Origin of the sequence: Streptomyces echinatus, assembly GCF_014203595.1 — a bacterium.
Lineage (GTDB): Bacteria > Actinomycetota > Actinomycetes > Streptomycetales > Streptomycetaceae > Streptomyces > Streptomyces echinatus.
This window is the reverse complement of record NZ_JACHJK010000005.1, coordinates 142,674-154,005: the sequence shown is the minus strand read 5'-3', so window position 1 is coordinate 154,005 and position 11,332 is coordinate 142,674. Positions and strand designations below refer to the sequence as shown.

12 protein-coding genes are annotated in these 11,332 nt (G+C 73.2%); 7 read left to right on the top strand and 5 right to left on the bottom strand.

Annotation, left to right across the window (positions count from 1 at the left end; all coding sequences use genetic code 11):
- Positions 1–50: 50 nt before the first annotated feature.
- Both FHS34_RS15955 and FHS34_RS15950 read left to right on the top strand, forming a co-directional pair.
- Positions 51–695, top strand: a complete 645-nt coding sequence (locus FHS34_RS15955) for an HD domain-containing protein (protein ID WP_184965656.1) — start codon at positions 51–53, stop codon at positions 693–695.
- A gap of 27 nt (positions 696–722) precedes the next feature.
- Positions 723–1,826: a GNAT family N-acetyltransferase gene (locus tag FHS34_RS15950; protein ID WP_184965655.1), complete on the top strand. Its 1,104-nt coding sequence runs from the start codon at positions 723–725 to the stop codon at positions 1,824–1,826.
- Between the two features lie 87 nt (positions 1,827–1,913).
- Here FHS34_RS15950 and FHS34_RS15945 read toward each other — a convergent pair whose 3' ends face one another.
- Both FHS34_RS15945 and FHS34_RS15940 read right to left on the bottom strand, forming a co-directional pair.
- Complete coding sequence (locus tag FHS34_RS15945; protein WP_184965653.1) at positions 1,914–2,195, bottom strand: DUF4031 domain-containing protein; 282 nt, start codon at positions 2,193–2,195, stop codon at positions 1,914–1,916.
- Positions 2,192–2,575 (bottom strand): DUF8819 family protein, encoded by a 384-nt coding sequence (locus FHS34_RS15940; protein ID WP_184965650.1) that lies wholly within the window; start codon positions 2,573–2,575, stop codon positions 2,192–2,194. The genes FHS34_RS15945 and FHS34_RS15940 overlap by 4 nt, the downstream gene beginning before the upstream one ends.
- Before the next feature lie 56 nt (positions 2,576–2,631).
- On the opposite strand from FHS34_RS15940, the gene FHS34_RS15935 reads away from it, so the two are divergent.
- The 4 genes from FHS34_RS15935 to FHS34_RS15920 all read left to right on the top strand — a co-directional run bounded on the left by FHS34_RS15935 (position 2,632) and on the right by FHS34_RS15920 (position 6,521).
- Positions 2,632–3,537 carry a MurR/RpiR family transcriptional regulator gene (locus tag FHS34_RS15935; RefSeq protein ID WP_184965648.1) on the top strand — a complete coding sequence of 302 codons (906 nt, stop codon included), beginning with the start codon at positions 2,632–2,634 and terminating at the stop codon, positions 3,535–3,537.
- 158 nt (positions 3,538–3,695) lie between these two features.
- Complete coding sequence (gene murQ, locus FHS34_RS15930; protein ID WP_184965646.1) at positions 3,696–4,619, top strand: N-acetylmuramic acid 6-phosphate etherase; 924 nt, start codon at positions 3,696–3,698, stop codon at positions 4,617–4,619.
- Positions 4,620–4,635: 16 nt separating this feature from the next.
- The gene (locus FHS34_RS15925; RefSeq protein WP_184965644.1) at positions 4,636–6,117 is read left to right on the top strand and encodes a PTS transporter subunit EIIC; all 1,482 of its coding nucleotides are present in this window, start codon (positions 4,636–4,638) and stop codon (positions 6,115–6,117) included.
- A 188-nt stretch (positions 6,118–6,305) separates the two neighbouring features.
- Positions 6,306–6,521: a hypothetical protein gene (locus FHS34_RS15920; RefSeq protein ID WP_184965642.1), complete on the top strand. Its 216-nt coding sequence runs from the start codon at positions 6,306–6,308 to the stop codon at positions 6,519–6,521.
- Positions 6,522–6,538: 17 nt separating this feature from the next.
- Here the strand turns inward: FHS34_RS15920 and FHS34_RS15915 are convergent, their stop codons facing one another.
- The gene (locus FHS34_RS15915; protein WP_184965640.1) at positions 6,539–7,219 is read right to left on the bottom strand and encodes a class I SAM-dependent methyltransferase; all 681 of its coding nucleotides are present in this window, start codon (positions 7,217–7,219) and stop codon (positions 6,539–6,541) included.
- A 168-nt stretch (positions 7,220–7,387) separates the two neighbouring features.
- Between FHS34_RS15915 and FHS34_RS15910 the strand changes: the two genes are divergently transcribed.
- Positions 7,388–7,960, top strand: a complete 573-nt coding sequence (locus FHS34_RS15910) for a hypothetical protein (protein WP_184965638.1) — start codon at positions 7,388–7,390, stop codon at positions 7,958–7,960.
- Positions 7,961–8,044: 84 nt separating this feature from the next.
- On the opposite strand, the gene FHS34_RS15905 is transcribed toward FHS34_RS15910, so the two are convergent.
- A complete protein-coding gene (locus tag FHS34_RS15905) occupies positions 8,045–9,172 on the bottom strand; it encodes an NADH:flavin oxidoreductase (protein WP_184965636.1) in 1,128 nt (375 codons plus the stop codon).
- 285 nt (positions 9,173–9,457) lie between these two features.
- Complete coding sequence (groL, locus tag FHS34_RS15900) at positions 9,458–11,080, bottom strand: chaperonin GroEL (protein ID WP_184965634.1); 1,623 nt, start codon at positions 11,078–11,080, stop codon at positions 9,458–9,460.
- Positions 11,081–11,332: the final 252 nt, after the last annotated feature.

The following is an 11,332-nucleotide window of genomic DNA, read 5'->3' as shown; positions in this document are numbered from 1 at the left end:
TGGGGACCGGTGGGGCGACGGGTGGTGGGTGGGGCGGGAGAATGGGGGCCATGGCCGACCTCGACGCCCTGCGTCTCCGCTTCGCCCGTGCCCTGGAGGCAGCCCGCGCCCCCGGCGGCGGCCCCGACCCCGCTCCCTACGCCGACGACCTGCTCGCCCGCTGGCAGGAACCGCAGCGCCACTACCACACGGTGTCGCACCTCACCGCCGTACTCGACCACGTCGACACCCTGGCGGAGTACGCCGCCGACCCGGACCTGGTCCGCCTGGCCGCCTGGTTCCACGACGCCGTCTACCTCCCCGAGCGTTCGGAGAACGAGGAGCGCTCCGCGCGGCTGGCCGAGCGCGCCCTGCCGGAGGCCGGCGTGCCGGACACCGGCACGGCCGAGGTGGCCCGGCTGGTCCGGCTCACCGTCACCCACGACCCGGCCGACGACGATCACGACGGCCAGGTGCTGTGCGACGCCGACCTCGCGATCCTGGCCGCGCCCCCGTCCGGGTACGCCGCCTACGCCGCCGCGGTCCGCGAGGAGTACCACTTCGTACCGAACGACGCCTTTCGTGCGGGACGCGCCGCAGTGCTGCGCCAACTGCTGGAGCTGCCCCGGCTGTTCCGGACCCCGTACGGACAGCGGCGGTGGGAGGCGACGGCCCGCTATAACCTCGCCGGTGAGCTGGAAATGCTGTCGACCTGAGCGGTCGGCCCGCCTAGGGTGCGGTCCATGCGTGCCATGGGCGGGGAACAGGTGGAAGAGGCGGTCGCGGGCTGCGTTGCGGCACTGCGGCCGGCGGTGGACCGGGACTGGAGCGAGGTGACGGCCGCCGGGCTTAAGTGGAGTTGCCACGAGACGGCGGTCCATGTCGCCGACGATCTCATCGCGTACGCGGGCAACCTGGTGGGACGCGCCCAGGACGACTACGTCCCCTTCGAGCTCAAACTCGACGACGGCACCGACAACTCCGGCCTGCTGCACGTCATCGAGACGACCGGCGCGCTGCTCGCCGCCGCCGTCCGCACCGCCCCGCCCGGCGTCCGCGCCTTCCACCCCTACCCCTTCGGCAACGCGGACCGGGTCGGCTTCGCCGCCATGGGTGTCGCCGAAGTCCTCCTGCACACCCATGACATGACCCAGGGGCTCGGTCTCGCCTACGAGCCGTCCGCGGACCTCGCCGAGTCCCTCCTGGCCTGGCTCTTCCCGCACGTCCAGCCCGGCCCCGCGCCCTGGCCGACCCTGCTGTGGGCGACCGGCCGGGGCGAGCTGCCCGGCCGCGCCCCGGTCACCGAGTGGCGCTGGCGCAACAACCTGGTCCTGCCCGCCGAGCGCGTCACCCTGACCGGCATCCGCCCGGCCGCCGCGGACGACCTGCGCCTGGGCGGCACGGGCGGCTTCGACTGGGTCGAGGGCGGCCCGTACGAGGGCACCCGGCAGGCCTGCTCGTACCTGATGAAGGCCTACGAAGCCGGCGTGCACCGGCCGGAGTTCGGGGTCTTCGCCCTGGTGCGGCCCGAGGACGGCCGGACCGTCGGCGGCATCGGCTTCCACGGCGTCCCGGACGAGGAGGGGCGGGTGGAGATCGGCTACGACCTCGTCGAGGGCGCCCGCGGCAACGGCTACGCGACCGAGGCGCTGCGCGCACTGGCCGGGTGGGCACTGGCCCGGGAGGAGGTCGACCTGGTCTTCCTGACCATCGAGCACGACAACGCCCCCTCCCAGGGCGTGGCCCTCCGCGCCGGGTTCACCCGGGCGACCGTGGAGGAGGAACGGATCGCGCACGACGAGCACGACATGGACGCCGGGCTCCGGCTCTACGTCCTCCGCGGCTGACGCCGGACTCCGGCTCCGCCCCCACTGCGCCCACCGCGCGTGACGCCGGGCGTCGGGCGTCAGGCATCAGGCATCAGGCATCAGGCATCAGGCATCAGGCTGGGACGTCTGGCGTCTCTTCGGCCTGCGCAGGCCCGACGCCCGCAGCAGCCGCACCACCTCGCGGCTGCTGACCTCCACCGCCCCGGCGGCCACCGCGTCCGCGTAGCGGTGCGCCGGAAGGTCGTAGTGGTCGCGCTCGAAGGCCCGCCTCGGCACGCCCAACCCCGCGGCGAACACATGGAGTTCGTCGTACGAGGCGTCGCTGACCAGGTGCGACCACATACGGCCGTGGCCGGGCCAGGAGGGCGGGTCGATGTACAGCGTCACGACGAGACCGCCCCGCCGGCGGCCGACCCCAGCGAGCCCACCGACGCCACCCGCACGCCCGCCTTGTGGCACACCCAGTGCGGATCGGGGCCCAGCTCCGGCTCCACGTCCAGCGCGTGCGGGTCGCCGGAGCCGCACACCGGGCACAGCGGCCAGCGGCCGTACCGCTCCAGCAGCGCGTCCTGCACGTCCTGGGCGACCAGCCCCGCGACGAAGGCGACGCCGTCCGGCCACTGCTCGACCCACCAGCGCCGCTGGACGATGGACTCCTCCACCAGTGAGACCACGTCCGCCTCGGCGACCTGGCCCGCGACGAGATCGGCGAGCACCAGGGCGCGGGCGGCGTGCAACGCCTGCTCCAGGGGGCTGATGGGGTCCATGCCCCCCATTGTGCGCACTCTTGACCGCGACACCGAACCGAAAATATCTTTCAATCGTGACCCAGGACGTGAAGGAAATTTTCGGCAGTCCGGGCGGCTCCCTCGCCGCCAAGGTGCGCACGCTCGCCCCGTCCATGACCCGGTCCATGCAGCGCGTCGCCGAGGCGGTCGCGAACGACCCGGCCGGCTGCGCCGCCCTCACGGTGACCGGCCTCGCCGAACTCACCGGCACCAGCGAGGCCACGGTCGTGCGCACCGCCCGGCTGCTCGGCTACCCGGGCTACCGCGACCTGCGTCTCGCCCTCGCCGGCCTCGCAGCCCAGCAGCAGTCCGGGCGGGCGCCGGCCATCACCACCGACATCGCCGTGGACGACCCCATCGCCGATGTCGTCGCAAAGCTGGCCTACGAGGAGCAGCAGACCCTCGCCGACACCGCCGCCGGACTCGACACCGTGCAGCTGGGCTCCGCCGTCACCGCGCTGGCCGCCGCCCGCCGCACCGACGTGTACGGCATAGGGGCCTCCGGGCTCGTCGCCCAGGACCTCACCCAGAAGCTGCTGCGGATAGGGCTCATAGCCCACGCGCACAGCGACCCGCACCTCGCGGTGACCAACGCGGTGCAGCTCCGTTCGGGTGACGTGGCGATCGCGATCACCCATTCCGGGTCGACGGGCGACGTCATCGAGCCGCTCCGGGCCGCCTTCGAGCACGGGGCGACCACCGTGGCGATCACCGGCAGGCCCGACTCGCCGGTCACCCAGTACGCCGACCTCGTGCTGACCACGTCGACCTCGCGGGAGACGGAGCTGCGGCCCGCCGCGATGTCCTCCCGGACGAGCCAGCTGCTGGTGGTGGACTGCCTGTTCGTGGGCGTGGCGCAGCGGACGTACGAGACGGCGGCGCCCGCGCTGGCCGCGTCGTACGAGGCGTTGGCGCACCGCCACCGGAGCGGATCGCGATAGACCGCCGAACCGGCCGTTCGCGAGGAACCGCGGGCCGGACACGGCCGGACGCGCCCCGCGGCCCGGCCGCACACCGGGCGCACACCGGCCGGTGAGCGGCCACGGCCTCGCGCCCCTCAGGAAACCGCACGTCCCGTGACGGAGAGAGCCACCCCCCAATGACCTCTCATGACCTGCGCACCCAACTGGCCTCGCTGACCACCGAGGCCTTCCGGCCCGAACTCGCCGGCATCGACCGGTTGCCCACCCTCGACATCGCCCGGCTGATGAACGGTGAGGACGCGGGCGTACCCGCTGCCGTGGCGGCCCAGTTGCCCCGGATCGCCGCCGCCATCGACGCCATGGCCGCACGCATGAGCCGCGGCGGACGGCTCGTCTACGCCGGTGCCGGCACCGCCGGACGGCTCGGCGTACTGGACGCCTCGGAGTGCCCGCCCACCTTCAACACCGACCCCGAGCGGGTCGTCGGCCTGATCGCGGGTGGTCCCGCGGCCATGGTCACCTCGGTGGAAGGCGCGGAGGACTCCGGCGAGCTGGCCCGCCGGGACCTCGACGCGCTGAAGCTCACCCCCGACGACACCGTGGTCGGTGTCTCCGCCTCCGGCCGCACCCCCTACGCCGTCGGCGCCGTCGAACACGCCCGTGCCCTCGGGGCCCTGACCATCGGTCTGGCCTGCAACGAGCACAGCGCGCTCGGGGCCGCCGCCGAGCACGGCATCGAGGTCGTCGTGGGCCCGGAACTGATCGCCGGCTCCACCCGGCTGAAGGCGGGCACGGCCCAGAAACTGGTGCTGAACATGCTGTCGACGATCACGATGATCCGGCTCGGCAAGACGTACGGGAACCTGATGGTCGACGTGCGCGCCTCCAACGACAAGCTCCGCGCCCGCTCGCACCGGATCGTCTCCCAGGCCACGGGCGCGTCCGACGCCGAGATCGAGAAGGCCCTCACGGAGACCGGCGGCGAGGTGAAGCAGGCGATCCTGACCCTGCTCGCCGGCGTCGACGGCCCGACGGCCGCCCGCCTTCTGGAGGAGTCCGGCGGTCATCTGCGTGCCGCGCTGGCGCACGCGCCCCGCTGACCCGCACGCTCGGGGCGTGCGCAACGACCCCGCCTCCACCGCGACCGCCGTCCTCGCCCGGGTCGGCGGTCCGGCCAACGTCACCTCCGTGACCCACTGCATGACCCGGCTCCGGCTGGCCCTCGCCGACCCGGCGGCCGCGGACGAGCGGGCCCTGCGGGCCGTACCCGGGGTGCTGGGTGTGGTGGCCGCCGGAACCGACTGGCAGATCGTGCTCGGGCCGGGGGCGGTGGACGCGGTCACGGCGGCGGTGACGACGGCGGTGACGACGGCGCCGGCCCGGCCGGCGTCCGCCCCCGCCCCCGCCCCCGGCGCCGGCCCCGCCACGGACAGCGGCGCCGGTCCGGACGGTGGCACGGCCGATCAGGAGGCCCGCGCGGCCGGTCAGGGTGCCCTGGTGAAGGAGCGGTTGCGCCGGCGCGACGCCACGCCGTTCAAGGCCGCCCTGCGCCGCGTGGCGAACGTCTTCGTCCCGCTCATCCCCGCCCTGATCGGCTGCGGCATCCTCGCCGGTCTCAACGGCCTGCTGCTGAACGCCGGCCTGCTGCCCGGCCTCACCCCCGCCCTCTCCGCGATCGCCTCCGCCTTCATGGCGCTGATCGCGGTGTTCGTCGGCGTCAACACGGCCAAGGAGTTCGGCGGTACGCCCGTACTGGGCGGCGCGGTGGCGGCCGTAGTGGTCTACCCGGGCGTGGCGAAGGTGACGGCGTTCGGCGTGCACCTGGCGCCCGGACAGGGCGGGGTGCTCGGCGCGCTCGCGGCGGCGTTCCTGGCGACGCGGGTGGAGAAGTGGTGCCGGGGCCGGGTGCCGGGCGCGCTGGACGTGCTGCTCACCCCGACCGTGACGGTCCTCGTCCCCGGCCTGGTGACGCTGTACGGCCTGATGTACGCGGCCGGCGCGGTGGCGACGGCGACCGGCACGGCCGCGAACTGGCTCCTCACGACCACCGGAGCGGTGGCGGGACTCGTCCTAGGCGCCCTCTTCCTGCCGCTGGTCATGCTGGGCCTGCACCAGGCCCTGATCCCCCTGCACGCCACCCTGATCGACCAGCAGGGCTACACGGTCCTGCTCCCGCTGCTGGCCATGGCGGGCGCGGGCCAGGTCGGCGCGGCCCTCGCGGTCTACGTCCGCCTGCGCCACGACGTCCCGCTGCGCACGACGATCCGCTCGGCGCTCCCGGCCGGTCTGCTGGGCGTCGGCGAACCCCTGATCTACGGCGTCTCCCTGCCCCTCGGCCGGCCGTTCCTGACCGCTTGCGCGGGCGGGGCGGCGGGCGGGGCGTTCGTCGGGTTCTTCGCGATGCTCGGCACCGAGGTCGGCGCCACGGCGATCGGCCCGTCGGGCTGGGCCCTGTTCCCGCTGCTGACCGGGAACAGGGGGCCGGGTGCGGCGGTGGCCGTCTACGGGGGCGGGCTGCTCACCGGGTACGCGGTGGGCTTCGCGGCGACATACCTGTTCGGCTTCACGCACCGGCCCCGGACCCCCGCGGATGCGTGACACCGACGGCAGCGGGGGTGAGGCGCCGACGGCCGTGGGAGCGTGGTCCGACCGTCGCGGGAAGTGGTCTGACCGTCGCGGCTGGGTGACGCCGGCCGCCGCGGGTGGATGACGCCGGCCGTCGCGGGGGTGTGGCGTCGGTCGGCGCGGGTGCGTGACGCTCCGTCATGGCGGGTCGTTTGCCGGGCATGATGACGAAGCTTCTGGCCACCGCCGCCCTCACGGTCTCCGTCGCCGCGCTGGCCGCTCCCGCCCACGCCGACGGCCACTGGACGGCCACCGGTACCGCCCTGTGCGCCGGTGGCATGGCCGCCGGTCCCGTGGTCAGGACCGTGTCCCCGGTGCCGCTGACCGGCGCCGCCCCCGCGTGCGACAAGGGAAGCCTGCTGCACCACGGCGGCTGATCCCCGGCGCGGTGGCCTCAGCGCTCCGACGGCTCCGCCGGTGCCCGCCAGACGAGGGTGTAGCGCCAGAAGAGGCGGCGCCGCAGCCGGGCACCGGGCAGCAGCCGGCGTGCCGCACCGGAGATCTCGGCGAAGGTCTCCTCCGGCGCCCGGGTGCGTGCGGTCATGGACACGGGCGGGAGCGACGCCGGCCGGCCGCGGTTCTTCACCCAGCCCAGGAGCGGGTTGAGCGCCAGGGCCACGAGGCCGAGTGCGTGGTCGGCCGGCCCCGACGCCCGCGCACAGCCGACGACCACCAGGGTGCCGCCGGGCGCGAGCCGCCCCCGCAGCCGGGTGAGGGTCTCGGGGAAGGGCAGGTGGTGGAGCACGGCGACGCAGGTGATCACGTCGTACGGGCCGGCGGGGAGGTGGCGGGAGGCATCGGCGACGCTGTACCCGACGGCTGCCGTCCCGTTCGTCAGCTCCCGCGCCCTGGCCACGATTTCCGCGTCGGCGTCGATCCCGTGCACCTCCCGGGCGCGCCGGCCGAGCAGCCGGGCCAGCTCGCCGCTTCCGCAGCCGACGTCCAGTGCGGTGCCGAATCGACGGGGCAACCGCCGCAGCAGCCACGGGTGGTAGCGGGCGTTGTGGTCCCAGGGGTGGGCGGCGTTGAAACGGTGGAGGGCGGCGAGGATGCGGTCCGTGAAGGTCGTCGTCACGCGGCCCACTCCACCACGGCGCCGCCGGCCCGGTCCGTCGGCACCGGACTCGGGGGGCCGGGGCCGAACTCGGGGGCTGGGGCAGGACGCGGGGGGCTGGGGCAGGACGCGGGCGGCCGGGGTCGGGCGGGGCAGGGCACCATGGAGGGGAGGAGGCGACCTACCGATATGAACCACGCCCAGCTCACCGCCCTCGGACGGGCTCTCCGGCTGCTCGGCGAGCACGGGGAGGCCCTGACCGCCGACACCCCGGACGCCCGGCTGCACGAGATCAAGGACGACCTGCGGCGGGCCCTCGATCTGCTGGACGACAGTGTCACCACCGCGGCGCCCACCACCCGGTGCCCCGAGCATCCCCAGGGCCCCGTGGACGAGAGCGCGCCCGATCTGTGCCTGCTGTGCGAGACCCGGCGCCGGGCCGCACGGCGTTCGGAGTTCCAGGGCGGCAGGTCCCGCCCGGGGGACCCGGTCCCCACCGGGCCCTCCCGGTACGGCGTCCGCGGGGACCGTCCACAGCCCCAGCAACGGTGGCTGCCGGAGCTGTGGAACGGGCAGGAGTGGCAGCTGTGCGGCACACCCCGCCGGGACCGGCACGAGGCGGAGGCCTATCTCGCGGCCCAGCGCCGAGGTTCCCGGCCCGCCATGGCATACCGGCTCGTCCACGAGTTCACGGACTACGAGGTGCTGCGGGTGTGGGGGACACCGGTACGCGTGGACATCGAGCCCATGGGCAACCTCTAGGACCCGTCCGTCCGGCCATCGGCGGCGCCGTCCCGAGGGCGGTCCCGTTGCGTGTCGGGTGCGCGCACCCGGCGGACGGAGCGGTCAGCTCAGGCTCTGCAGCGCCGCCGCGTCGTACGGCTTCAGCTCCTCGAAGCGGTCGGCCAGGACCTTGGCCGCCCACTCGGGGTCCTGGAGCAGCGCGCGCCCGATGGCCACCATGTCGAACTCGTCGGCCTCCATGCGGTCCAGGAGGTTGTCGATGCCCTTGACCGGGGAGCCCTCGCCCTGGAAGGCGTTGATGAAGTCGCCGTCGAGGCCGACCGAGCCGACGGTGATGACCGGCTTGCCGGTGAGCTTCTTCGTCCAGCCGGCCAGGTTCAGGTCGGAGCCGTCGAACTCGGGGAGCCAGTAACGGCGGGTGGAGGCGTGGAAGACGTCGACGCCGGCCGCCGCGAGCGGCGTGAGGATGGCCTCCAGCTCCTCGGGGGTCTCGGCGAGGCGGGCCGTGTAGTCCTGCTGCTTCCACTGCGAGTAGCGGAAGATCACCGGGAACTCGGCGGACACCCGCTCACGGACCGCGGCGACGATCTCCGCGCCGAACTTCGCGCGGGCCACCGGGTCGCCGCCGTACGCGTCCGAGCGGGTGTTGGTGCCCGCCCACAGGAACTGGTCGACGAGGTAACCGTGGGCGCCGTGGATCTCCACGCCGTCGAAGCCGATGCGCTCGGCGTCCGCCGCGGCCTGCGCGAACGCGGCGACGACGTCGTCCAGGTCCTGCTGGGTCATGGCCTTGCCGGTGGCCTCGGCGCCGGCGTTGACCAGGCCGGAGGGGCCCATCGCGGGGGCGTCCGGGTAGGGGTTCTGGCCCTGCTCGCGGACCATGCCGATGTGCCACAGCTGGGGCACGATGGTGCCGCCGGCCGCGTGCACGTCCTCGGCGACCTTCGCCCATCCCGCGAGCTGCTCCTCGCCGTGGAACCGGGGCACGCGCGAGCTGTTGCCGGCCGACTCGTGGCCGACGTAGGTGCCCTCGGTGACGATGAGGCCGACGCCGGCGGCGGCGCGGCGGGCGTAGTAGGAGCGCACGTCCTCGCCGGGGACGCCGCCCGGGGAGAACATGCGGGTCATCGGCGCCATCGCGATCCGGTTCGGGACGGTGAGACCGTTGAGCGTGATCGGGCGGGACAGGATCTGGGCCGCGCGGGACGTGGCGGAGGGCGTGACGGTCACGTGGGGGGCTCCTCGTGAAGGGCGATGTTAACCGGGCGGTATGTGAGCACGCATTGTTGCAGCTCCTTAAGTAACCGCCTATGCGCTGCCCCACATTCCGCCCCCACGAAGTACTTCACGTGACACCGCTCACGCTCTCCCCGGTCAGCCCTCGCATCCGGCCGCTTCTCCAATCACCGGTGGAGACGACGACGCCGCCCGGATACGGCCGAGGGCGGTACCCCCGGCCAGAAGCTGGGGGTACCGCCCTCGGTTCGAAGGACAGGCGATCAACCGTCAGGTCGATCAGAAGTCCATGTCACCGCCCGGCATGCCGCCGCCGGCCGGCGCGGCGGCCTTCTCCGGCTTGTCGGCGATGACGGCCTCGGTGGTGAGGAACAGCGCGGCGATGGAGGCGGCGTTCTGCAGCGCGGAACGGGTCACCTTCGCCGGGTCGATGATGCCCTCGGCGACCAGGTCGACGTACTCGCCGGTCGCGGCGTTCAGGCCGTGGCCCGGGGTCAGGTTGCGCACCTTCTCCACCACGACACCGCCCTCGAGGCCGGCGTTGACGGCGATCTGCTTCAGCGGGGCCTCCAGGGCGATGCGCACGGCGTTGGCGCCGGTCGCCTCGTCACCCTCGAGCTCCAGCTTCTCGAAGACCTGGGAGGCCTGCAGCAGGGCCACGCCACCACCGGCGACGATGCCCTCCTCGACGGCGGCCTTCGCGTTGCGGACGGCGTCCTCGATGCGGTGCTTGCGCTCCTTGAGCTCCACCTCGGTGGCGGCACCGGCCTTGATGACCGCGACACCGCCGGCGAGCTTCGCCAGGCGCTCCTGCAGCTTCTCGCGGTCGTAGTCCGAGTCGCTGTTCTCGATCTCGGCGCGGATCTGGTTCACCCGGCCGTTGACCTGGTCCGAGGAACCGGCACCGTCGACGATGGTGGTCTCGTCCTTGGTGATGACGACCTTGCGGGCGCGGCCCAGGAGGTCCAGGGTCGCGTTCTCCAGCTTGAGGCCGACCTCCTCGGAGATGACCTCGCCGCCCGTGAGGATGGCGATGTCGCCGAGCATGGCCTTGCGGCGGTCGCCGAAGCCCGGGGCCTTGACGGCGACGGACTTGAAGGTGCCGCGGATCTTGTTGACGACCAGGGTCGAGAGGGCCTCGCCCTCGACGTCCTCGGCGATGATCAGCAGCGGCTTCCCCGACTGCATGACCTTCTCCAGCAGCGGGAGCAGGTCCTTGACGGAGCCGATCTTGGAGTTCGCGATGAGGATGTAGGGGTCCTCGAGCGACGCCTCCATGCGCTCCATGTCGGTCGCGAAGTAGGCGGAGATGTAGCCCTTGTCGAAGCGCATGCCCTCGGTGAGCTCGAGCTCCAGACCGAAGGTGTTGCTCTCCTCGACGGTGATGACGCCTTCCTTGCCGACCTTGTCCATCGCCTCGGCGATGAGCTCGCCGATCTGGGTGTCGGCGGCGGAGATGGACGCGGTGGAGGCGATCTGCTCCTTGGTCTCGACGTCCTTCGCCTGCTCCAGCAGGGCGGCGGAGACGGCCTCGACGGCCTTCTCGATACCGCGCTTCAGGGCCATCGGGTTGGCGCCGGCGGCGACGTTGCGCAGGCCTTCCTTGACCAGGGCCTGGGCGAGCACGGTCGCGGTGGTCGTACCGTCACCGGCGACGTCGTCCGTCTTCTTGGCGACTTCCTTGACCAGCTCGGCGCCGATCTTCTCGTACGGGTCCTCCAGCTCGATCTCCTTGGCGATGGACACACCATCGTTGGTGATCGTGGGGGCGCCCCACTTCTTCTCGAGGACGACGTTGCGGCCCTTGGGGCCGAGCGTCACCTTGACGGCGTCCGCGAGCTGGTTCATGCCGCGCTCGAGGCCGCGCCGCGCCTCCTCGTCGAACGCGATGATCTTGGCCATGTGAAGTGGTCCCTCCAGGACTGGGGGTGATTCCTTCGGACCGCGCCCGCGCCCGCGACGGACGGCTCGCCGGCCGCGTGGTTCCTTGCCCCACTTGGCCTGCGGGCCTCACCGACCCGGTCCTTCGTTGTCACTCTCACCTTCAGAGTGCTAACGCAATGATTAGCACTCGGCATGGCCGAGTGCAAGCTCCTGACGGGGGTCCGGGGCACCCGTCAGCCCCCCGCGAACACCGGGGTGCGGGCACGACGA

Bases quoted from the DNA above. Each gene is read 5' to 3' on its own strand.
- FHS34_RS15955 (WP_184965656.1), top strand. From the start codon at position 51: ATGGCCGACCTCGACGCCCTGCGTCTCCGCTTCGCCCGTGCCCTGGAG.
- FHS34_RS15950 (WP_184965655.1), top strand. From the start codon at position 723: ATGCGTGCCATGGGCGGGGAACAGGTGGAAGAGGCGGTCGCGGGCTGC.
- FHS34_RS15940 (WP_184965650.1), bottom strand. From the start codon at position 2,575: ATGGACCCCATCAGCCCCCTGGAGCAGGCGTTGCACGCCGCCCGCGCC.
- murQ (WP_184965646.1), top strand. From the start codon at position 3,696: ATGACCTCTCATGACCTGCGCACCCAACTGGCCTCGCTGACCACCGAG.
- FHS34_RS15920 (WP_184965642.1), top strand. From the start codon at position 6,306: ATGATGACGAAGCTTCTGGCCACCGCCGCCCTCACGGTCTCCGTCGCC.
- FHS34_RS15910 (WP_184965638.1), top strand. From the start codon at position 7,388: ATGAACCACGCCCAGCTCACCGCCCTCGGACGGGCTCTCCGGCTGCTC.
- groL (WP_184965634.1), bottom strand. From the start codon at position 11,080: ATGGCCAAGATCATCGCGTTCGACGAGGAGGCGCGGCGCGGCCTCGAG.